At 72.4% G+C, this 20,196-nt stretch carries 19 protein-coding genes and 1 pseudogene; 14 read left to right on the top strand and 6 right to left on the bottom strand.

Annotated elements, in window-relative coordinates:
• The 10 genes and pseudogenes from B277_RS04900 (at nt 1) to B277_RS04855 (ending at nt 11,694) form a co-directional block, all read left to right on the top strand.
• Nucleotides 1–921 carry a TIM barrel protein gene (locus B277_RS04900; protein WP_083853643.1) on the top strand — a complete coding sequence of 307 codons (921 nt, stop codon included), beginning with the start codon at nt 1–3 and terminating at the stop codon, nt 919–921.
• Entirely contained in the window at nt 921–1,883 is a 963-nt protein-coding gene (gene iolC / locus B277_RS04895) for a 5-dehydro-2-deoxygluconokinase (protein WP_007925786.1), read from the top strand. The genes B277_RS04900 and iolC overlap by 1 nt, the downstream gene beginning before the upstream one ends.
• The gene (locus B277_RS04890) at nt 1,880–2,779 is read left to right on the top strand and encodes a Cgl0159 family (beta/alpha)8-fold protein (RefSeq protein WP_040880852.1); all 900 of its coding nucleotides are present in this window, start codon (nt 1,880–1,882) and stop codon (nt 2,777–2,779) included. Before iolC ends, B277_RS04890 begins: the two co-directional genes overlap by 4 nt.
• The gene (iolB, locus tag B277_RS04885) at nt 2,776–3,744 is read left to right on the top strand and encodes a 5-deoxy-glucuronate isomerase (protein ID WP_007925784.1); all 969 of its coding nucleotides are present in this window, start codon (nt 2,776–2,778) and stop codon (nt 3,742–3,744) included. The genes B277_RS04890 and iolB overlap by 4 nt, the downstream gene beginning before the upstream one ends.
• Before the next feature lie 294 nt (nt 3,745–4,038).
• Nucleotides 4,039–6,004, top strand: a pseudogene (iolD, locus tag B277_RS04880) (3D-(3,5/4)-trihydroxycyclohexane-1,2-dione acylhydrolase (decyclizing)).
• 72 nt (nt 6,005–6,076) lie between these two features.
• Nucleotides 6,077–7,045 (top strand): substrate-binding domain-containing protein, encoded by a 969-nt coding sequence (locus B277_RS04875; protein ID WP_040880840.1) that lies wholly within the window; start codon nt 6,077–6,079, stop codon nt 7,043–7,045.
• Between the two features lie 7 nt (nt 7,046–7,052).
• Nucleotides 7,053–8,093: an ABC transporter permease gene (locus tag B277_RS04870; RefSeq protein ID WP_007925780.1), complete on the top strand. Its 1,041-nt coding sequence runs from the start codon at nt 7,053–7,055 to the stop codon at nt 8,091–8,093.
• A complete protein-coding gene (locus B277_RS04865; RefSeq protein WP_007925779.1) occupies nt 8,090–8,977 on the top strand; it encodes an ATP-binding cassette domain-containing protein in 888 nt (295 codons plus the stop codon). Before B277_RS04870 ends, B277_RS04865 begins: the two co-directional genes overlap by 4 nt.
• A gap of 98 nt (nt 8,978–9,075) precedes the next feature.
• Nucleotides 9,076–10,089: a Gfo/Idh/MocA family protein gene (locus B277_RS04860; protein ID WP_007925778.1), complete on the top strand. Its 1,014-nt coding sequence runs from the start codon at nt 9,076–9,078 to the stop codon at nt 10,087–10,089.
• A gap of 96 nt (nt 10,090–10,185) precedes the next feature.
• Complete coding sequence (locus tag B277_RS04855) at nt 10,186–11,694, top strand: CoA-acylating methylmalonate-semialdehyde dehydrogenase (protein ID WP_007925777.1); 1,509 nt, start codon at nt 10,186–10,188, stop codon at nt 11,692–11,694.
• A gap of 170 nt (nt 11,695–11,864) precedes the next feature.
• Here the strand turns inward: B277_RS04855 and B277_RS04850 are convergent, their stop codons facing one another.
• Nucleotides 11,865–12,674, bottom strand: coding sequence for an alpha/beta hydrolase (locus tag B277_RS04850; protein ID WP_007925775.1), 810 nt, complete (start codon nt 12,672–12,674; stop codon nt 11,865–11,867).
• 188 nt (nt 12,675–12,862) lie between these two features.
• Between B277_RS04850 and B277_RS04845 the strand changes: the two genes are divergently transcribed.
• A complete protein-coding gene (locus tag B277_RS04845; RefSeq protein ID WP_007925773.1) occupies nt 12,863–14,086 on the top strand; it encodes an NAD(P)/FAD-dependent oxidoreductase in 1,224 nt (407 codons plus the stop codon).
• Nucleotides 14,087–14,107: 21 nt separating this feature from the next.
• Here the strand turns inward: B277_RS04845 and B277_RS04840 are convergent, their stop codons facing one another.
• From B277_RS04840 to B277_RS04830, 3 genes are read right to left on the bottom strand one after another with little or no spacing between them, the layout of a single operon-like run.
• Nucleotides 14,108–15,133, bottom strand: a complete 1,026-nt coding sequence (locus tag B277_RS04840) for a Gfo/Idh/MocA family protein (RefSeq protein ID WP_007925771.1) — start codon at nt 15,131–15,133, stop codon at nt 14,108–14,110.
• Between the two features lies 1 nt (nt 15,134).
• Nucleotides 15,135–15,905, bottom strand: a complete 771-nt coding sequence (locus B277_RS04835) for an SDR family oxidoreductase (protein ID WP_007925770.1) — start codon at nt 15,903–15,905, stop codon at nt 15,135–15,137.
• A 9-nt stretch (nt 15,906–15,914) separates the two neighbouring features.
• Nucleotides 15,915–16,952 carry a phytanoyl-CoA dioxygenase family protein gene (locus B277_RS04830; RefSeq protein ID WP_007925769.1) on the bottom strand — a complete coding sequence of 346 codons (1,038 nt, stop codon included), beginning with the start codon at nt 16,950–16,952 and terminating at the stop codon, nt 15,915–15,917.
• Between the two features lie 204 nt (nt 16,953–17,156).
• On the opposite strand from B277_RS04830, the gene B277_RS04825 reads away from it, so the two are divergent.
• Nucleotides 17,157–17,369, top strand: coding sequence for a type II toxin-antitoxin system VapC family toxin (locus tag B277_RS04825; protein ID WP_007925768.1), 213 nt, complete (start codon nt 17,157–17,159; stop codon nt 17,367–17,369).
• A gap of 9 nt (nt 17,370–17,378) precedes the next feature.
• On the opposite strand, the gene B277_RS20225 is transcribed toward B277_RS04825, so the two are convergent.
• Both B277_RS20225 and B277_RS04820 read right to left on the bottom strand, forming a co-directional pair.
• A complete protein-coding gene (locus tag B277_RS20225; protein WP_202865229.1) occupies nt 17,379–17,459 on the bottom strand; it encodes a multicopper oxidase domain-containing protein in 81 nt (26 codons plus the stop codon).
• 277 nt (nt 17,460–17,736) lie between these two features.
• Nucleotides 17,737–18,351, bottom strand: a complete 615-nt coding sequence (locus B277_RS04820) for a DUF5701 family protein (RefSeq protein WP_007925767.1) — start codon at nt 18,349–18,351, stop codon at nt 17,737–17,739.
• 132 nt (nt 18,352–18,483) lie between these two features.
• On the opposite strand from B277_RS04820, the gene B277_RS04815 reads away from it, so the two are divergent.
• Nucleotides 18,484–18,876: a YciI family protein gene (locus B277_RS04815; RefSeq protein WP_007925766.1), complete on the top strand. Its 393-nt coding sequence runs from the start codon at nt 18,484–18,486 to the stop codon at nt 18,874–18,876.
• Nucleotides 18,873–20,159 (top strand): RNA polymerase sigma factor, encoded by a 1,287-nt coding sequence (locus B277_RS04810; RefSeq protein WP_007925764.1) that lies wholly within the window; start codon nt 18,873–18,875, stop codon nt 20,157–20,159. The genes B277_RS04815 and B277_RS04810 overlap by 4 nt, the downstream gene beginning before the upstream one ends.
• The last annotated feature ends 37 nt before the right edge of the window (nt 20,160–20,196 follow it).

The following is a 20,196-nucleotide window of genomic DNA, read 5'->3' as shown; positions in this document are numbered from 1 at the left end:
ATGACCGACCCGACCGTGCGCCCCCCGATCACCGAGCGGATCGCCGCCGCCCCCATCTCGTGGGGGGTGTGCGAGGTCCTCGGCTGGGGGTGGCAGCATCAGCCGCAGACCGTGCTGACGCAGATGCGTGAGCTCGGCATCGCGGCGACCGAGTTCGGCCCCGACGGCTTCCTGCCGGACGACCCGCAGGCCAAGGCGGACACGCTCGCGCAGTACGGCCTGGCCGCGGTCGGCCAGTTCGTCCCCGTCGTCCTGCACGACCCGAGCATCGACCCCCTGCCGACCGTCGAGACGGCGATGGCCGGTCTCGTCGCGGCCCGGGCGACGACCGTGGTCATCGCCGCCGCGACCGGTGCGGAGGGCTACGACGCCCGTCCCGAGCTCGACGAAGGGGGGTGGGCCACCCTGGTCGCCAACCTCGACCGGATCTCGGATGCCGCTGCGGCACAGGGCCTCACGGCCACCCTGCACCCGCACGTCGGGACGATGGTCGAGTCCGGTGAGGAGACCGACCGCGTGCTCGCCGGCTCACGCATCGGGCTGTGCCTCGACACCGGCCACCTCCTCATCGGGGGTGGCGACCCCGTGCGCGTCGCCCGCGAACACCCCGAGCGGATCGCCCACATGCACCTCAAGGACGTCGACCTCGCCTGGGCCCGCAAGGTGCAGGAGGGCTCGGCAACCTACACCGAGGCCGTCGCCGCCGGCATGTACGTCGCCCTCGGCCGTGGCGACGTCGACGTCGCCGCGATCGTCGACTCGCTCGAAGGCGCCGGCTACGCGGGCTGGTACGTGCTCGAGCAGGACACGATCCTCGCCGGTGACCCGGCCGACCCGGCGACGCCGGCCGGTGCGGCAGACCCCGTCGCCGACGTGCGGGCCTCGGTCGACCACCTCGCCACCCTGGGGAGGCGGGGCTGATGCACGATCTCATCACCATGGGCCGGACCGGGGTGGACATCTACCCCCTGGACCACGGGGTGCCGCTCGAGGAGGTGCGGACCTTCGAGAAGTTCCTCGGTGGCTCCGCGACCAATGTCGCCGTCGCCGCCGCGCGGTACGGGCGCTCGACCGCGCTCATCACCAAGACCGGTGCCGACGCCTTCGGCCGGTACGTGCGGGCCGAGGCCGAGCGCCTCGGTGTCGCCGGTGACCACATCACCCCCATCGTCGGCGACGGCCCACCGACCCCGGTGACCTTCTGCGAGGTGCACCCGCCGGACGACTTCCCGCTGTACTTCTACCGGTGGCCGACGGCCCCCGACCTCATGCTCACCGACGCCGACCTGCCGCTGGAGCAGATCCGCTCCGCCCGCGTCTTCTGGACCACGGTGACCGGTCTGAGCGCCGAGCCCTCCCGCGCGGCCCACCACACCGCCTTCGCCGCCCGCGGCCGCGCCGAGCACACGGTGCTCGACCTCGACTACCGGCCGATGTTCTGGGCCGACCCGAGCGAGGCGACCCGCGAGGTCGGCCGAGCTCTGGAGCACGTGACGATCGCCGTCGGCAACCGCGAGGAGTGCGAGGTCGCGGTCGGCGAGACCGACCCGCAGCGCGCCGCCGACGCCCTCCTCGAGCGCGGCCTCGAGCTGGCGATCGTCAAGCAGGGGCCGAAGGGGGTGCTCGCCGCCACCGCCGACGAGCGGGTGGAGGTGCCCCCCTTCGACGTCGAGGTGGTCAACGGGCTGGGAGCGGGCGATGCCTTCGGCGGCGCCCTCGTCCACGGCCTCCTCGAGGGCTGGGAGCTGCGGCGCATCCTCGAGTTCGCCAACGTCGCGGGGGCGATCGTCGCCTCACGCCTGGAGTGCAGCACGGCCATGCCGACGACCGCCGAGGTCGAGGCCGGCCTGGCGCAGTGGGCGGCGAAGGGAGCGACGGCATGACGACGCAGCAGGCCCGCACCTCGGTCGCCGACCTGACGACGACCCGGGCCACCGACCCGGGTGCCATCACCCGCGGCTGGGCCGCCCGCGAGCGCCGCCCCCTGCTCGGTGGTGACGGCCGGATGCTCCTCGTCGCCGCCGACCACCCGGCCCGCGGCGCCCTCGGGGTGCGCGGTGACCGGCTGGCGATGGCTTCCCGCTCCGACCTGCTGCGCCGCCTGGCCACCGCGCTGTCCCGACCCGGCGTCGACGGCGTGCTCGGCACGCCCGACGTCCTCGACGACCTGCTGCTCATGGGCGCCCTCGAGGGCAAGGTCGCGATCGGCTCGATGAACCGCGGCGGGCTGCAGGGCTCCGCCTTCGAGCTCGACGACCGCTTCACCGGCCACACCGCCGCCGAGATCGTCGCCCGGGGCATCGACGGCGGCAAGATGCTCACCCGCATCGACCTCGACGACCCGGCGAGCGTCGCGACCCTCGAGGCCAGCGCACGCGCGGTTACCGAGCTCGCCGCGCACGGGACCATGGCGATGGTCGAGCCCTTCTGGTCCACCCGCCGCGACGGCAAGGTCGTCAACCTGCTCGACCCGGACTCGACGATCCACTCGATCACCGTCGCCTCGGGCCTCGGCGCGAGCAGCGCCCACACCTGGCTCAAGCTGCCCGTCGTCGACGAGCTCGAGCGGGTCATGGACAGCACGACCCTCCCGTCGCTCCTGCTCGGCGGTGACCCGCAGGGCGACCCCCGCGACGCCTACGCGGCCTGGGGACGCTCCCTGCAGATCCCGCAGGTCCGCGGGCTCGTCGTCGGCCGGGCCCTGCTCTACCCGCCGGACGGTGACGTCGCCGCCGCCGTCGACATCGCCGCCGACCTCGTCCACGGAGGTGCCGCATGAGCCACACCCCGCGCACCGGGGCAGACAACGACCGGTGGTACCTCCCCTTCGCGCCGAAGGGCGGTCCCTGGGCCGTCGAGATCACCGACGCCGTCGACGGCTGGCAGCACACCTCCCTGCGCATCGCGGTCCTCGAGCCCGGGCAGCAGGTCGGGCACACGCTCTGCGGGGAGGAGGGCGTCGTCGTGCCGCTCATGGGCGGCGCGACGGTGGCCGTGGCTGGTGAAGAGCACGTCCTGACCGGGCGGCCGAGCGTCTTCGCCGGGCCGACCGACACCCTCTACGCCCCCGCGGGCAGCGAGCTGACGATCACCAACCCCGGCAGCGCGCCCGCGCGGGTCGCCCTGTGCGGCGCCCGGGTCGAGGACTCGACCGGCGGCGGCCGTGAGGTCGTCCTCGTGCCCGCCGACCGGGTGCCCGTCGAGCTGCGGGGCGCCGGCATGTGCAGCCGCGAGGTCCGCGGCTTCGGCATGCCCGACACCCTGGTGGAGGCCGAGCAGATCCTCGCCTGCGAGGTCATCACCCCGGCCGGCGGCTGGAGCTCCTACCCGCCGCACAAGCACGACACCGACCGCCCCGGACAGGAGAGCGAGCTCGAGGAGATCTACTACTTCGAGACGCAGTCCGTCGGCGATGCCGCCGCCGGGCGCGCCCCGGTCACCCGCGGCACCGACCGCGAGGACGGCCGCCAGCCGGTCGGCTACCAGCAGGTCTACGGCGCCGAAGGGAGGCCCATCGACGTGCTCGTCGAGGTCACCACCGGCGACACCGTGCTCGTGCCCCACGGCTGGCACGGGCCCGCCATGGCCGCGCCCGACGCCGACCTCTACTACCTCAACGTCATGGCCGGCCCCGGGCCGGAGCGGGCCTGGCTCATCTGCGACGACCCGGCGCACGGCGCGATCCGGGAGAGCTGGGTCGGCGGCCAGGTCGACCCGCGGTTGCCGATCGGAGGCGGACGATGAGGGTCGCCACCATCACGGTCCCTGAGGAGCGAGGCCGTCTGCAGCTGAAGGTCCCCACGGTCCCTGAGGAGCGAGGCCGTCTGCGGCCGAAGGTGCCCACGGTCCCTGAGGAGCGAGGCCGTCTGCGGCCGAGCGTCTCGAAGGGACAGACCCTTCGAGACGGGCCCGGGGGGGCCCTCCTCAGGGACCCTTCGAGACGGGCCCGGGGGGGCCCTCCTCAGGGAGCGGTGGGGGTGGTCGCGGAGCGACCTCCTCAGGGAGCGGGCGGCGCGATGGTTCGGAGAGGTGGCAGCGATGACGACGGTCAGGCTCACGGTGGCGCAGGCGCTCGTGCGCTTCCTCGGGGCGCAGTGGAGCGAGCGGGACGGGGAGCGGCAGCGCCTCTTCGCCGGGGTGCTCGGCATCTTCGGCCACGGCAACGTCGCGGGCGTCGGGCAGGCGCTGCTCCAGGAGGAGCTCGCTGCCGGTGAGGGCGGGCCCGACCTGCCCTACGTCCTCGCCCGCAACGAGCAGGCCATGGTGCACACCTCGGTCGCCTACGCCAAGCAGCGTGACCGCCTGCAGACCTGGGCCTGCACCGCCTCGGTCGGCCCCGGCAGCACCAACATGCTGACCGGCGCCGCGCTCGCGACGATCAACCGGCTGCCGGTCCTGCTCCTGCCGAGCTCGACCTTCGCCACCCGCGCGGCGGGTCCGCTCCTCCAGGAGCTCGAGCAGCCGCACGGCGGTGACCTCACGGTCAACGACGCCTTCCGCCCGCTCTCGCGCTTCTACGACGAGGTGCGGCGCCCGGAGCAGCTGCCCGCGATCCTCCTCGCGGCGATGCGGGTGCTCACCGACCCCGCCGAGACCGGCGCCGTGACGATCTCGCTGCCGCAGGACGTCCAGGCCGAGGCCTACGACTGGCCGGTCGAGCTCTTCGCCGAGCGGACCCACCACGTCGCCCGGCCCCCGGCCGAGGCCCCCCCGCATCGCGGCCGCCGCCGAGATCATCCGCTCCGCCGAGCGGCCGATGATCGTCGCCGGCGGCGGGGTCCACTACTCCGGCGCCGAGGACGCGCTCGCCGCGCTGTGCGAGGCGACCGGCATCCCCGTCGGGGAGACCCAGGCTGGCAAGGGATCGCTCCTGCACGGTCACCCGCAGCTCCTCGGAGCGGTCGGGTCGACCGGCACGACGGCAGCCAATGCCGTTGCGGCACAAGCGGATGTGGTCATCGGTATCGGCACCCGATACCAGGACTTCACGACCGCCAGCCGCACGGCCTTCGCCGCCGACGGGGTGCGTTTCGTCAACCTCAACATCACCCCCTTCGACGCGGTGAAGCACTCCGGTCTCACCGTCGTCGGCGACGCACGCGAGGCGATCACCGCGCTGACCGCCGCGCTCGACGGCTGGTCCGTCGACGACGACTACCGGCAGGAGCAGGCCGACCTGTGTGCCGACTGGGACGCGCAGGTCGAGGCGGCCCACCACCCTTCGTCGCAGATCACCGACGCGCTCGCCGACGGCCTGCTCACCCAGGGCGAGGTCCTCGGGCTCGTCAACGAGCTCTCCGACCCCCGCGACGTCGTGCTGTGTGCCGCCGGCTCCATGCCCGGCGACCTGCACAAGACCTGGCGGGTCCGCGACCGACGCGGCTACCACGTCGAGTACGGCTTCTCCTGCATGGGCTACGAGGTGCCGGCCTCGCTCGGCATCCGCTGGGCCGACCCGACCCGCGACGTCTTCGCGATGGTCGGCGACGGCGGCTACCTCATGATGCCGACCGAGCTCGTCACCGCGGTCCAGGAGCGGACCAAGGTCATCGTCGTCCTCGTGCAGAACCACGGCTTCCACTCCATCGGGTCGCTCTCCCAGTCCCTCGGCAGCCAGCGGTACGGCACGGCCTACCGGGGCCGCGGCGACGGGGGGCGCCTCGACGGCGACCGGCTGCCCGTCGACCTCGCCGCCAACGCGCGCTCGCTCGGCGCCCACGTCATCGAGGTGCACGACCGGGCCGGGCTCGAAGCCGCCATCCGCGAAGCCAAAGCAGCCCCGGCCGACGGCGGGCCCGTCGTCATCCACGTCGAGACCGACCCGATGGTCTTCGGGCCCGACTCCGGCTCGTGGTGGGACGTGCCCGTCGGCGAGGTGAGCGAGCTCGACAGCACCCGCGAGGCGCGAGCCACCTACGAGCAGCACAAGAGCCGACAACGTTCGCATCTCGACCCGGCGGAGATCCCGCGAGTCGACGACGCGAGCCCCCAGACTCACAACTGAAGAGAGGTGCCCGCCCGGGCACCGCACCCTTCCGCCGCAACGGAGCGACGGATGATGAGAAAGGCAGAACCCATGTCCCGTTTTTCACGCGTCAGCGTCGCCGCGACGTCGGCCATGGCCGCGCTCGCACTCGCCGCATGCTCCTCATCCGGGGGCAAGCAGACCGAGGAGGGCGGAGGCAGCGCGGGTGGTGTCGACACCCCCGAGATGACCGTCGCCTTCATCACCCACGCCGAGCCCGGTGACACCTTCTGGGACCAGGTGCGCGCCGGTGCCGAGGACGCCGCCAAGAAGAACAACGTCAAGCTCGAGTACACCGCCAACCCCGAGGGTGCCCAGCAGGCCAACCTCGTCCAGCAGGCGGTCGACAAGAAGGTCGACGGCATCGCCGTCACCCTCGCCAAGCCCGAGGCGATGAAGGGCAACGTCGAGAAGGCCGTCGGCGCCGACATCCCCGTCGTCGCGCTCAACGCCGGCATGAACGAGTGGAAGGACATGGGCGCCCTGTCCTTCTTCGGCCAGGACGACGAGCTCGCCGGCGAGGCCGCGGGCGAGCGCCTCACCGAGGAAAAGGCGGGCAAGACCCTCTGCGTCATCCAGGAGCAGGGCCACGTCGGGCTCGAGGCCCGCTGCAAGGGCGTCGCCGAGACCTTCGACAAGTCCGAGAAGATCTACGTCAAGGGCACCGACACCGCCAACGTGCAGTCGACGATCACCGCCAAGCTGCAGCAGGACAAGAGCATCACGCACGTGCTGACGCTCGGCGCCCCCTTCGCCCTCATCGCGCAGAAGTCGGTCAAGGAGGCCAGCAGCGAGGCCAAGGTCGCGACCTTCGACCTCAACGACGAGGCGCTCAAGCAGATCAAGGGCGGCGGCATCGAGTGGGCGGTCGACCAGCAGCCCTACGTCCAGGGCTACCAGGCCGTCGACTCGCTGTGGCTGCGCGTCAACAAGGGCGCCTCCGTCGGCGGCGGCGAGCCGAGCTTCACCGGGCCCGCCTTCGTCGACGACAAGAACGTCGACCTGCTGCTCGAGGACTGATCCGGGGATGACCGCACAGACCGCCGCACCCGAGGCGGACGACCGAGTCGTGGCGAAGGGGAGGGCCGGCCTCCTCTTCGCCCGGCCCGAGGTCGGAGCGCTCATCGGCGCCCTGGCCGTCATGGCCCTCTTCCTCGCCGTCGCCCCGTCCTTCCGCAGCCTGGGCAACACCGGCACGATCCTCTACGAGGCCTCCGCCATCGGCGTCATGGCCGTCGGCGTCTCGCTGCTCATGGTCGGAGGCGAGTTCGACCTGTCGACCGGTGTCGCGGCGACGGCATCGGGGATCTGCGCGGCCCTCACCGCATGGAACTTCGGGCTCAACGTCTGGGTCGGGGTGCTCGCGGCGCTGCTCTTCTCGCTGCTCGTCGGGGCATTCAACGGCTGGCTGCTCATGCGCACCGGACTGCCGAGCTTCCTCGTGACGCTCGGGACCTTCTTCGTGCTCCAGGGTGCCAACCTCGCCGTGACGCGGCTCGTCGGCGGCACCGTCTCGACGCCGACGATCTCCGACATGGACGGCTACGCCTCTGCGCAGCAGGTCTTCGCATGGAGCGTCTCCGTCGGTCCGGTGACCATCAAGTCGCTCGTCGTCTACTGGCTCGTCATGGTCGTGATCGGCTCGCTCGTGCTGCAGCGGACCCGGATCGGCAACTGGATCTTCGCCGTCGGCGGTGACGCCGCCGCCGCCCGCGCCGTGGGTGTCCCCGTCACGCGGGTCAAGATCGGGCTCTTCATGACCGTCGGCTTCTGCGCCTGGATGCTCGGCATGCACCTGCTGTTTTCGTACCAGGTGATGCAGTCCGGCGAGGGTGTCGGCCAGGAGTTCATCTACATCATCGCCGCGGTCGTCGGTGGCTGCCTGCTCACCGGTGGCTACGGGTCGGTCGTCGGCGCGGCCCTCGGCGCGCTGATCTTCGGCATGACCCGCATGGGCATCAACTACGCGGGCTGGAACGTCGACTGGTTCTTCACCTTCCTCGGCGTGATGCTCCTGCTCGCGACCCTCGTCAACCTCTACGTCAAGAAGAAGGCGGACGCACGATGAGCACCCAGACCACGCCGCGGCGCGCGGCCGACGTCGAGCCCCTCGTCGGCATGAAGGACGTCGGCAAGTCCTACGGCAACGTCAATGCGCTGCAGGGCGTCAATCTCGAGGTCTACCCCGGCGAGGTGACCTGCGTCCTCGGTGACAACGGTGCCGGCAAGTCGACGCTCATCAAGATCATGGCCGGGCTGCACGAGCACACCACGGGGACCTTCGAGGTCAACGGGGTGAGCCGCAGCCTCGCGTCGCCGCGTGCCGCGCAGGCGCTCGGCATCGCGACGGTCTACCAGGACCTCGCGCTGGCGCCGCTCATGTCGGTGTGGCGCAACTTCTTCATGGGCAACGAGCTGCGCAAGGGGCCCTTCCTCGACGCGGCCCGGATGAGGTCGATCGCCGACAAAGAGCTGCAGAAGATGGGCATCCACATCGGCGACCTCGACCGGCCGGTCGGTGGTCTGTCGGGTGGTCAGAAGCAGTGCATCGCCATCGCCCGCGCGATCTACTTCGGGGCCAAGGTCATCATCCTCGACGAGCCGACCGCGGCCCTGGGCGTCAAGCAGTCGGGCGTCGTGCTCAAGTACATCGCCAAGGCGCGCGACGCCGGTCTGGGAGTCGTCTTCATCACCCACAACCCGCACCACGCCTACCTCGTGGGCAACCACTTCCTCATCCTCAAGCTCGGCCGGCTCACCCTCGACGCCCACCGCGACGAGCTGACGCTCGACCAGCTGACGGCGGAGATGGCCGGCGGGCAGGAGCTCGACGCGCTCAAGCACGAGCTCGGTGACGTGGACCCCGGCAAGCGGGTGGACCCGGCCGACCCGGAGGTGCGGCAGCTCGCCGGGCCCGGCAAGCCGCAGGTGCAGGAGGAGACGTCGCAGTGACGTCGAGTCCTGCCCTTCGAGACGCTGCGGCCGCAGGCGGCCTCGCTTCTCAGGGACCGGAGGGTGGCCGGGGCCGTCGCGCCGGGCTGCGCGTCGGGGTGGTCGGGGTCGGCACGATGGGCGCCGACCACGCGCGGCGGCTCGCGTCGCGGATCGTGGAGGCCCGCCTCTCCGCGGTCGCCGACCCCGACGTCGAGCGGGCCCAGGCGCTCGCCGACGAGCTCGGCGGGGTCGGCGGCCCGGTGCGGGTGCACGCCGACCCGCTCGACCTCATCGTCGACCCCGAGGTCGATGCGGTCGTCCTCGCCTCGCCGGGGTCGGTCCACGAGGAGCAGCTGCTCGCGTGCTTCGAGCGGGGCGTGCACGTGCTGTGCGAAAAGCCGCTGACGATGGACAGCGCCTCCTCGCTGCGCGTCATCGAGGCCGAGCGGGCGGTCGGCCGCCCGCTCGTCCAGGTCGGCTTCATGCGGCGCTTCGACCCCGAGTACACCCGGCTGCACGAGCTGCTCGGCTCCGGCCGGATGGGGCGCACGCTCCTGCTCCACCAGACCCACCGCAACCTGTCCGTGCCCAATCCCGACTTCCGCTCCGAGATGATCGTCCGCGACAGCCTCGTGCACGAGGTCGACTGCGCGCGCTGGCTGCTCGGCGAGGAGATCGTCTCGATCCAGGTCATCAGCCCGACCCCGACGCGGCACGCCCTCGACGGGGTGGTCGACCCGCAGGTCTCGATCTTCCGGATGGAGTCCGGGGCGGTGGTGACCAACGAGGTCTTCGTGAGCAGCCGCACCGGCTACGAGGTCCGTGTCGAGGCCGTCGGTGAGGACGGCAGCGCGATCATCGGCCGACCGTGGGGCGAGATGTACACGACGACCGTCGGTCCGCAGGGGGTCGACGGCGCCGCGGGCAGCTGGGGTGGCCCGATCGCGCCCGACTACCGCGTCCGTTTCGAGCGGGCCTACGACCTCGAGGTCCAAGCCTGGGTCGACGCCACCCTCCGTGGCGAGGTCGTCGGGGCCACGAGCCGCGACGGCTGGCTCTCGACGCTCGTCTGCTCCGCCGGGATGGAGTCCCTCGCGAGCGGACGACCGGTCGGCGTCGCCCTGCCCTGAGCCACCCCCCTTCGCCCGGATGAAGGGGGTACCGCTCACCCCGACCAGTTGTTAATATGTCAGGACAAAGTCACCGTTGCCCAAAGGAGGGCACAGATGAGCGCCAGCCCGACCGCGCCCGGTCGCATCACCCACCTCGTCGGTCACCAGTCGTGGCAGGGGGAGCCCGGCCGGACCAGCGAGGTCTACAACCCCGCGACCGGCGAGGTCACCGGGACCCTCGACCTCGCCAGCGCCGAGACCGTCGACGAGGTCGTGGCCAAGGCCAAGGCGGCGGCGCAGGAGTGGGGCCACATCTCGCTCGCCCGTCGCGTGCGGGCGCTCTTCGCCTTCCGTCAGCTGCTCGAGGAGCGGAAGGACGAGATCGCCAAGGCGATCACCGCCGAGCACGGCAAGACCTACGAGGACGCCAAGGGGGAGATCTCGCGCGGCCAGGAGGTCGTCGAGTTCGCCTGCGGCATCCCGCAGCTGCTCAAGGGTGGCTTCTCCGAAAACGTCTCGACGAGCATCGACGCCTACTCGATCCTCCAGCCGCTCGGGGTCGTCGCGATCATCTCGCCCTTCAACTTCCCGGCCATGGTGCCGCTGTGGTTCGTCCCCATCGCCGTCGCGACGGGCAACACCGTCGTCATCAAGCCGAGCGAGAAGGACCCGACCGCGGTCAACCTCATCGCCGACCTGTGGCGTGAGGCCGGAGTGCCGGACGGCGTGGTCAACGTCGTGCACGGCGACAAGGAGGCGGTCGACGCGCTGCTCGACCACACCGACGTCAAGGCGGTCTCCTTCGTCGGGTCGACGCCGATCGCGCGCTACGTCTACGAGCGCGGGGTCGCCGCCGGCAAGCGGGTCCAGGCGCTCGGCGGCGCGAAGAACCACATGCTCGTCCTGCCCGACGCCGACCTCGACCTGGCCGCCGACGCCGCGGTCAACGCCGGCTACGGGGCTGCGGGGGAGCGGTGCATGGCGATCTCGGTCGTGCTCGCGACCGACACGATCGCCGACGAGCTCGTCGCCAAGATCGCCGAGCGCACCCGCACCCTGCGCACCGGTGACGGCATGGGCGACTCCGACATGGGGCCGCTCGTCACCCGGGCGCACCTGGACAAGGTCACCGGCTACGTCGAGGAGGGCGTCGAGGCCGGCGCGGAGCTCGTCATCGACGGGCGCGAGGGTGCGGGCGACCTGGGTGGGGGCTTCTTCCTCAAGCCGACGCTCTTCGACCGGGTGACGCCGCAGATGTCGATCTACACGGACGAGATCTTCGGCCCGGTGCTCTCGGTCGTGCGGGTGGGCTCCTACGACGAGGGCCTGCAGCTGATCAACGACAACCCCTACGGCAACGGCACGACGATCTTCACCAACGACGGTGGGGCAGCGCGACGCTTCCAGCACGAGGTCGAGGTCGGGATGGTCGGCATCAACGTGCCGATCCCCACGCCGATGGCCTACTACTCCTTCGGTGGGTGGAAGAACAGCCTCTTCGGCGACACGCACGCCCACGGCATCGAGGGCGTGCACTTCTTCACCCGCACCAAGGCGGTCACCCAGCGCTGGCTCGACCCGAGCCACGGGGGCCTCAACCTCGGGTTCCCGCAAAACGACTGACGACGGCGCGGCGCGCCGACCGAGCGTCAGCGAGGGCGGGTGAGCGGCCTGGCTGGCAGCGTTATCGTCACCCGGCAGCGTTGGTGTCACCCGGTTGCCTCTCTCCGGGGGGCCAGGTGACACCAACGCCGTCAGGCTCGACCCCGTCCACCCTTCGACCGGGAGTTCGATCAGCCGATGTGCTCGTGCACGAAGGCGAGGGCGTCGTCGAGGACCTCTTCGCGGTTGGTCTCGTTGAAGATCTCGTGGCGGGCGCCGGGGTAGCGCTTCGACGGGGCGCCGTCGGGGGCGATGTGTGCCCAGCCCTCGTCGGAGCGGTCGATCGGGACGAGCTGGTCGTCGGCGCCGTGCAGCCAGATCGTCGGGACCTGCAGGCGCCCACCCGCAGTGATCGTCTCGAGGCAGGCGCGCAGCGCGAGGAGGGTGGGCCGCGTGAAGTCGCCGTGCCAGACGAGCTCGTCGGCCTCGTAGGCACGCCCGACGTCGGGGTCGCGGCTCAGGGTCGTGATGTCGATCGGCGTCGGCGGGATCTCGTCGAGGTCGGCCAGGGCGGTCGGCTCCCACGAGCCGAGCACCGGGCCGGAGAGCACCGTTGCCGTGAGCGTCTCGGGGTGGCGCTGGGTGTAGCGGGCGGCGATCATGCCGCCCATCGAGTGGCCGATGAGCACGAGCGGCAGGTCGGGGTGCTCTACGTGGGCACGCTGCACGAGCAGGTGCAGGTCGTCGACGACCCGCTCGAAGTCCTCGATCAGCACCCGCTCGCCCTCGCTGCGCCCGTGGCCGACGTGGTCGTGCCCGTAGACGACGGCGCCGTCGGCGGTGAGCCGCTCGGCCACCCACTGGTAGCGCCCGATGTGCTCGCCGTAGCCGTGCGCGATGACCGCGACCCACGTCGGGTCGCCGGGCGGGCTCCACTGCGAGCCGATGAGCAGGCCGGCGTGGCCCTGGGTGTCGATGTCCTCGGGCGGTATGGTGCTCACGGGGTCCTCCTGCGTGACGTCGGTGTCCGGCTCCAGTCTGTCAGCGCAGCCGGTCGAAGGGGGCGGATGTCCGGCCAGCGGCGAGCGATCCCGGAGCACACGGCACTCTCGTCGAGCGGTGACATGTCCTCGACGTCGCCGCGTGGCGCGCGCGTGACCGCCGTCGGACCCTGTGCGAAGGTCGGGTCATGAGCGAGAGCACGCGCGGGCCGGAGCGGATCGTCGTCGTCGGTGCCGGCGAATGCGGCACCCGGGCGGCGATGGCGCTGCGCGAGCGCGGCTTCACCGGCGCGATCACCCTGCTCGGCCGTGAAGACGTCATCGCCTACGAGCGCCCGCCCCTCTCCAAGGCGGCCCTGGCCGCCGACGACGCCGAGCTGGTCCACCCGTGGACGGCGGAGGCGCTGGCCGAGGCGGGGGTCGCCCTTCGTCTCGGGGTGGACGTCACCGGCATCGACCGCGAGGCGCGGACCGTCGAGACCACCGACGGGCCCGTGCCCTACGACCGGCTGCTGCTCGCGACCGGCGCTGGGCCGCGCCGGCTGGGCCTCGATCACGTGCACTACCTGCGCACCCACTCCGACGCCGCCACGCTGCGTGACCTCGTGAGCAGGGGCGGGCGGCTGCTCGTCATCGGTGCGGGCTTCATCGGCCTGGAGATCGCGGCGGGAGCCCGCGAACGGGGCATGGAGGTCGTCGTCGTCGAGGCCGCCGAGCGTGCCCTGGCCCGGATGGTCCCGCCGGTCGTCGCCGAGCGGGTCGTCGCGCTGCACGCGGCGCACGGGGTCGAGGTGCGCACGGGCACGACCGTCACCGCCGTGGAGCGGCACGAGGGAGGGTTGCGCGCCAGTCTCTCCACCGGCGAGAGCCTCGACGTGGACACGGTCGTCGCCGGTGTCGGAGCCGCCCCACACACCGAGATCGCCGCTGCGGCAGGGCTGCTCGTCGAGGACGGCATCGTCGTCGACGAGCAGCTGCGGACGAGCGACCCGCGGGTCTGGGCAGCGGGGGACTGCGCGGCCTTCCCCGACGCCCGCAGCGGTCACCGGGTGCGCGTCGAGTCCTGGCGCAGCGCCCACGACCAGGCGGTCACCGTCGCCGCGTCGATGACGGGTGGGCAGGAGCCGCACGTCGCCGTCCCCTGGTTTTGGTCCGACCAGTACGACCAGATGCTGCAGACCGCCGGCCTGCCGACGACCGCCGTCGACGAGGTCGTACGTCGCCGCGAGGACGGATCGCTGATCCACTTCGGTCTCGACGCCGGGGGGCGGCTCGTCGCAGCCACCTCGCTCGGCCGGGGCCCGGTCGTCGCCAAGGACATCCGCGTCGCCGAGCAGCTCATCGCGACGCACGCGACCCCCGACCCCGCGGCACTCGCGGACCCGGGGGTCGCCCTTCGCTCCCTGCGGTGACTCAGGGCTCCCTGCGGTGATTCAGGCGCCGCTGGCGGCGCGGATCTCGTCGATCGTCACGGGCCGGTGCTCGGCCAGCGACAGCGTCGCGGCCTCGGCCGCCCACGCGGTGCCCATGGCGTCGGCGACGGTGCACGGGTTGTCGACCTCGCCGGCCGCGACGCGGGTGAAGACGCCGAGCTCGATGCGGAAGGCCTCGGCGAGCCGGTCCATGAAGAACCCGTGGGCCGGGCCCGCGGGCCAGGTCGCGCCCGGCGTCGTCGAGCGAAGGGGGAGCCCCTCGTCGAGACCCGCGGCCACCGCGTCGGCCATGCCGTGGACCTCGAGCCGCACGTCGTAGCCGCGGCCGTTGGTGCGGGTGTTGGACACGACACCGATCGTGCCGTCGGAGAGGGTGAGCAGCGCCGAGACCGTCGAGTGGTCGCCGTGGGCGGCGTACATCTCGGCCGGGGCGTCGGGGTCGACCGCGCCGGTGGCGTAGACCTCGACGACCTCCTGGCCGGTCACCCAGCGCACCGCGTCGAGGTCGTGCACGGAGCAGTCGCGGAAGATGCCCCCGCTCACGGCGAGGTAGGCCGCCGGCGGCGGGGCGGGGTCTAGGGTCGTCGAGCGGACGGTCGTCACCCGGCCCAGCTCGCCGGATCGGACCGCGTCACGCGCGGCGACGAAGGCCGGGTCGAAACGGCGCGGGTACCCGATCTGGACCGGCACGTCGCTGCCGGCGACGGCTGCCTCGACGGCGAGCGACTCGGCGATCGTGCCGGCGACCGGCTTTTCGCAGAAGGTCGGGACTCCTTGCGCCACGGCCGCGCGGATGAGGTCGGCGTGCGCATTGGTGGCCGCCGCGATGACGACGCCGTCGACGCCCGAGGCGAGCAGCGCGTCGGGGTCGGCGACCGCCGTGGCGTTGCCGATCCGGCCGGTGACGGCCTCGACGGCCGCGGCGACCGGGTCGGTGACGACGAGCTCGTCGACGTGGTCGAGCCCGGCGAGGGTGTCGGCGTGGAAGGCGCCGATGCGCCCGAGGCCGATGAGTCCGATGCGCATCTCAGTCCTGCCCTCCGATGACCTGCTGGTCCCAGTCGATGACGGAGCCGGTGACGACCCCGCTGCGGTCCGAGAGCAGGAAGACGACCGCGTCCGCGATCTCGTCGACCTGCCCGAGCCTGCCCATGGGCAGGCGGGCGCCCGCCTGCTCCACCCAGTCGTCGCCGGCGTCGTGGAAGCGGCGCTGCGTCGCGTCCTCGCCCTCGGTCTGCGTCCACCCGATATTGAGCGCGTTGACCCGGATCCGGTCGAAGCGGTGGGCGTGGGCGACGTTCTTCGTCAGCCCGAGCAGGCCCGCCTTGGCCGCGACGTAGGGCGCGAGGTAGGGCTGGCCGCCCTGGGCGCTGATGCTCGCGATGTTGACGATCGTGACCGGCGCCGAGCGGGCGGTCATGTCGGCGATCGCGGCCTGCATGGTGAAGAAGGGGCCGCGCAGGTTGGTCGCGATGTGCGCGTCGAAGAGCTCGGGCGTCGTGTCGAGGACTGAGCCGCGGTCGGTGAGCCCGGCGCAGTTGACGAGGCAGTCGATGCGGCCGTGCCGCTCGATCGTGGCGGCGACGACCCCCTTCGCCTGCTCGGGGTCGGAGACGTCGCCGGTGACGGCGCTCGCACGCTCGCCCAGCTCGGCGGCCAGGGCGTCGCCCGGCTCGGGTCGGCGCCCCGAGACGACGACGGTCGCGCCCTCGCGGACGGCGGCGCGGGCGATCCCGGCGCCGACGCCGGACGTGCCTCCCGCCACGAGGACGACCTTGTCGGTGAGCAGCTGCTGCATCGGGCTCCTTCAGGAGGTGCGGCGGGCAGCGGCGTGCCCGGTGAGTCGGGTGGTGAGGTCGGCGGGTGTGGCGCCGTCGGCGAGAGCCTGCCGCACGATGTCGGCCTGCGAAGGGGGCGACATGCCGTCGACGGGCTGGTCCAGGTCGAGGTTGGTCGGGAAGGCGTAGCCCTCCGCGCTCGCGCTCACCGCGTGGTCGACGCCGACACCAGCAGCCGTGCGGGACAGAAGCGTCGGGTAGATCGCGGTGACGATGCGCTCGCGGTCGACGGCCTCCATGGCGCGGCCGAAGGCCGAGCTGATCTGCAGCAGGTTGGCCATCCGCCGCACGTCGCTCGTCGTGTTGGACCCGGCGGCGTGGAAGAGGGCGGGGTTGAAGAAGACGGCATCCCCCTTCGTCAGGGGCAGCTGCACGTGGTGCTCGCCGAAGTACTCCTGGAACTCGTCGAGCCAGTAGGCGAGGTAGCCGTGCGGGTACTTCTGCGAGTGCGGGAGGTAGAGCGTCGGCCCGGTCTCGACGGGCATGTCGCAGTGGGCGATCGCGCCCTGGAGGGTGAGCACGGGGGAGAGAGCGTGCACGTGCGCGGGGTAGCGCTCGGTGACCTCGGGAGAAGTGAAGCCGAGGTGGTAGTCGCGGTGCACGGTCTGCCCGACGCCGCCGGGGTTGACGACGTTGACCTGGCTGGTCACCTGGTAGCCGGGGCCGAGCCAGGCGCGGGCGGCCAGGGCCACGAGGTCGTCGCTGTAGTAGTCGACGAAGTCCTCGGGGTGGTCGACCGCGAGCTTCTCGAGCGCATTCCAGATGCGGTCGTTGACGCCGCCGGCGGCGAAGTGGTCGCCGACCTCGCCCCCCTTCGCACGCTCGGTGGTGATGATCGCCTCGAAGGCCGCGGAGACCCGGTCGACGACGGGGTGGGCCAGCGCGCCGGCCATGACGAAGATGCCGGGGCCGTCGGCGAGGACGTGCGCGAGCTCGAACTCGACTGCGGCACAACCCTCCTCGGTGGCGATGGCCGCTCGCAGGATGGCGGCGTCGTAGATCGGCACCTGCTGCTCGATGCGGTCGGTGAAGGTCAGCTGCGGGTCGGGCTGGGTCTCGAGGAGCTTCCGCAGGTCCTCGACCCGGCAGTCGGCCTGCCGCAGTCGTCCGGCGAAGGGGGGTGGACGTCGGTGTCATGTGCTCCACCCTTCACTGTCCGGCCGGGTCGCGTCGAGGTCGAAGACCTCAAAAACCCCTCAGATGACCGACTCGTGGCCGACCTGCGCCTCGACGCGGTGCCGGTGGACGAGCAGCAGGTCGCCGCTGCGCGAGCGGCCTACCGCGACTACGGCAGGGGGTCAGGTCACGCGGCCGGGCTCAACTTCGGCGACTGCTTCGCCTATGCCCTGGCCGCCACGACCGGAGAGCCCGTGCTCTTCACGGGAGACGACTTCACCCACACGGACGTGGTGCCCGTGGTGTGACGCGGGCCCTCACACCACCGAGAAGTCGGCCATCATCATCCGGTCCTCGTGCTCGAGGTTGTGGCAGTGCAGGACGTAAGCGACCGCGATAGCCCTCGATCGGCACGAGCACCTCGGCGCGCGAGGTCGGGCTGACGTCGACGCCGCCCGCTACCGGCTGCGCATCCTCAACGCCTGCACCGATCGTCGACTCGAGCTGGCCCTCGACACCGGAGGCGACCTCGTCCAGGTCGGCACCGACCTCGGCCTGATGACCCGGCCACACCGAGCACTACGAGCAGATCGAGCCCGGCACGGCGCAGTGGCTGCACGACGCGATCGTCGCCAATGTCGCTCCCCACGCCGACTGAGGGCTGTGTGCACGCCGTCAGTGGCGGGCGGCCGCCGAGGCGAAGCCCAGCCAGGTGTGCCGGTTGCCCGCCCAGCACCAGCCGACCTTGGGCGCGCCCTTGCGCTCACGCCCGTCGCGGCCGGTGCCGTTGCTGATCCAGATGGCGGGCGTGCGGGCGTCCAGGCCCTTGGCCTTCGGCTTGCGGGAGGCGATCGTCATGAAGCACCGGTTGCGCTCGAGCCGCTCCGGCTCCTGCAGCAGCCAGCTGATGCCCTCGCTCACCGTGAGCGGGTGGCGGCCGCGCTCGCGGATCGCCGGCAGCGCCTCGTCGGGTGACCAGCCCGCCATCTCGTCACCGCGCTCGATGTCGGTGATCCAGTAGAGCGGTGCATCGGGCACGACCTCGTCGGGCCGCGGCACGAAGTCGGCCAGGTCGGTCATGTCCGTCACGACGAACCCGGGCTGGTCCCCCTTCGTCAGCAGCGGGGCGAGGTCTGCCGCCGGGACGAGCGAAGGGGAGACCACGAGCACGCCGTCGCCCTCCGGGGCGTCGGGGACAAGGTCGGCGAAGGCGGTGGCGGTGAGGCCGGCGAGGTCGTGGACCCCGAGGGCGATGAGGCGGGCGGTCTCGGCGGCGGCATCGGCAGTCATCGGTGGCGGAACGCGCCCCGGCCGCCATTCCTTCCCCGAGCATGTCGAAGAGCGCCCCGCGGCTCCGACGTCCGTGGTGTCATGGCCAGCAGGCCGCATCCCGAGGCCGCCCCGGCGGCAGGAGGCACCACCATGAAGTTCGTCATCCTCGTCCACTCCACGCCCCAGCCCTGGGGGCATCCCACGGGCGACTTCGTCGCCGCGCACCAGGCGCTGCCGGCGCAGCAGCGCGAGCAGATGGAGCGCGACTTCGAGCAGCTGCTCACCGAGATGCAGGAGGCGGGCGAGCTCCTCGGCGGCGAGGCCCTCGGCGACCCGGCGACGGCGCGGCTCTACCGCTGGGCCGACGGCGAGCCGATCGCGACCGACGGGCCCTACGCCGAGACCAAGGAGCAGTTCGCCGGCTTCTTCCTCGTCGACGTCGTCGACCGGGAGCGGGCCGAGGAGCTCGGTCGGGCCTTCGCGGGTCCCGGCGAGACGATCGAGATCCGTCCGACGATGTGGCCCGGCGGCGAGGAACAGTGACCTCGGCCGAGGGCGTCTGGAGGGAGCACACCGCCGACGTCCTCGCCGCGCTGCTGCGGCGCAGCGGCGACTTCGGGGCCTGCGAGGACGCGGTCCAGGAGGCGCTGCTCGCCGCGGCGGAGCAGTGGCCGCGCGAGGGCCGGCCCGACGACCCCAAGGCGTGGCTGGTCCGGGTGGCCTCCCGCCGGCTCATCGACACCCAGCGCTCCGAGGGTGCCCGCGAGCGCCGCGAGGAGGTCGAGTCCCGCTCTGCCGCACGGCTGCTCGAAGGGAGCAGAGCCGCCTTCGGCGACCCCGGAGCCGTCGTCGACGGGTCGCCGGCCGATGACGACACCCTGCGGATGGCGATGCTCTGCGCCCACCCCGACCTGTCCGATGCCTCCCGGGTGGCCCTGACCTTGCGGGCCGTCGCCGGCCTGACGACCGCGCAGATCGCGGCCTGCTTCCTCGTGCCCGAGGCGACGATGGCGCAGCGGGTCAGCCGGGCCAAGGCGACGATCAGGGCGAGCGAGGCTCCCTTCGCCCCGCCGACGCAGGAGGACGCGATGGCGCGCCTGCACGCGGTGCGGCACGTCCTCTACCTCACCTTCACCGCCGGCCACACGAGCGCCGCCGGCGACGCGCTCGTCGACGTCGACCTCCAGCGCGAGGCCCTGCGCCTGGCCGAGCGCCTCCACCGGGCGCTGCCGCGCGACCCCGAGACCGCCGGCCTGCTCGCCCTGCTGCTCGTGGACCACGCGCGGGCGGCGGCCCGCCAGGACGCGGCCGGTGACCTCGTCCCGCTCGACGCCCAGGACCGCGCGCTGTGGGACCACGACGCCATCGCGCGCGGCGTGCGGATCGTCGAGGAGGCGCTGGTGCGCGGGGCGGTCGGGCCCTTCCAGCTGCAGGCGGCGATCGCGGCGGTCCACGGCGAGGCGCCGACCGCGCAGGAGACTGACTGGGAGCAGATCGTCGTCCTCTACCGGATCCTCCTGCGCATCGCACCCTCGCCGGTCGTCGAGCTCAACCTCGCCGCGGCCGTCGGGATGGCGCAGGGGGCGGCAGCCGGTCTGGCCGCGCTCGAACCGCTGCTCGCGGACCCGACACTGGCCCGGGGGCACCGGGTCCACGCCGTCCACGCCCACCTGCTCGAGCGGGCCGGTCGAGGCGAAGAGGCCTGTGCCGCATACCTGCTCGCGGCTAGCCGCACCCAGAGCATCCCCGAGCAGCGCTACCTCAACCGCCGTGCTGGCCACCGCCGGGGTTTATCGGGTGACCCGAGAAACCCCGGCTTTGCATGAGTCCCAAACTCTTGCGAAGCCGGGGATTTCCGGGTCA

This window comes from Janibacter hoylei PVAS-1, from assembly GCF_000297495.1.
Taxonomy (GTDB): domain Bacteria; phylum Actinomycetota; class Actinomycetes; order Actinomycetales; family Dermatophilaceae; genus Janibacter; species Janibacter hoylei.
The sequence above is the reverse complement of the archived record's forward strand: the minus strand, read 5'-3'. Positions and strand labels throughout refer to the sequence as shown.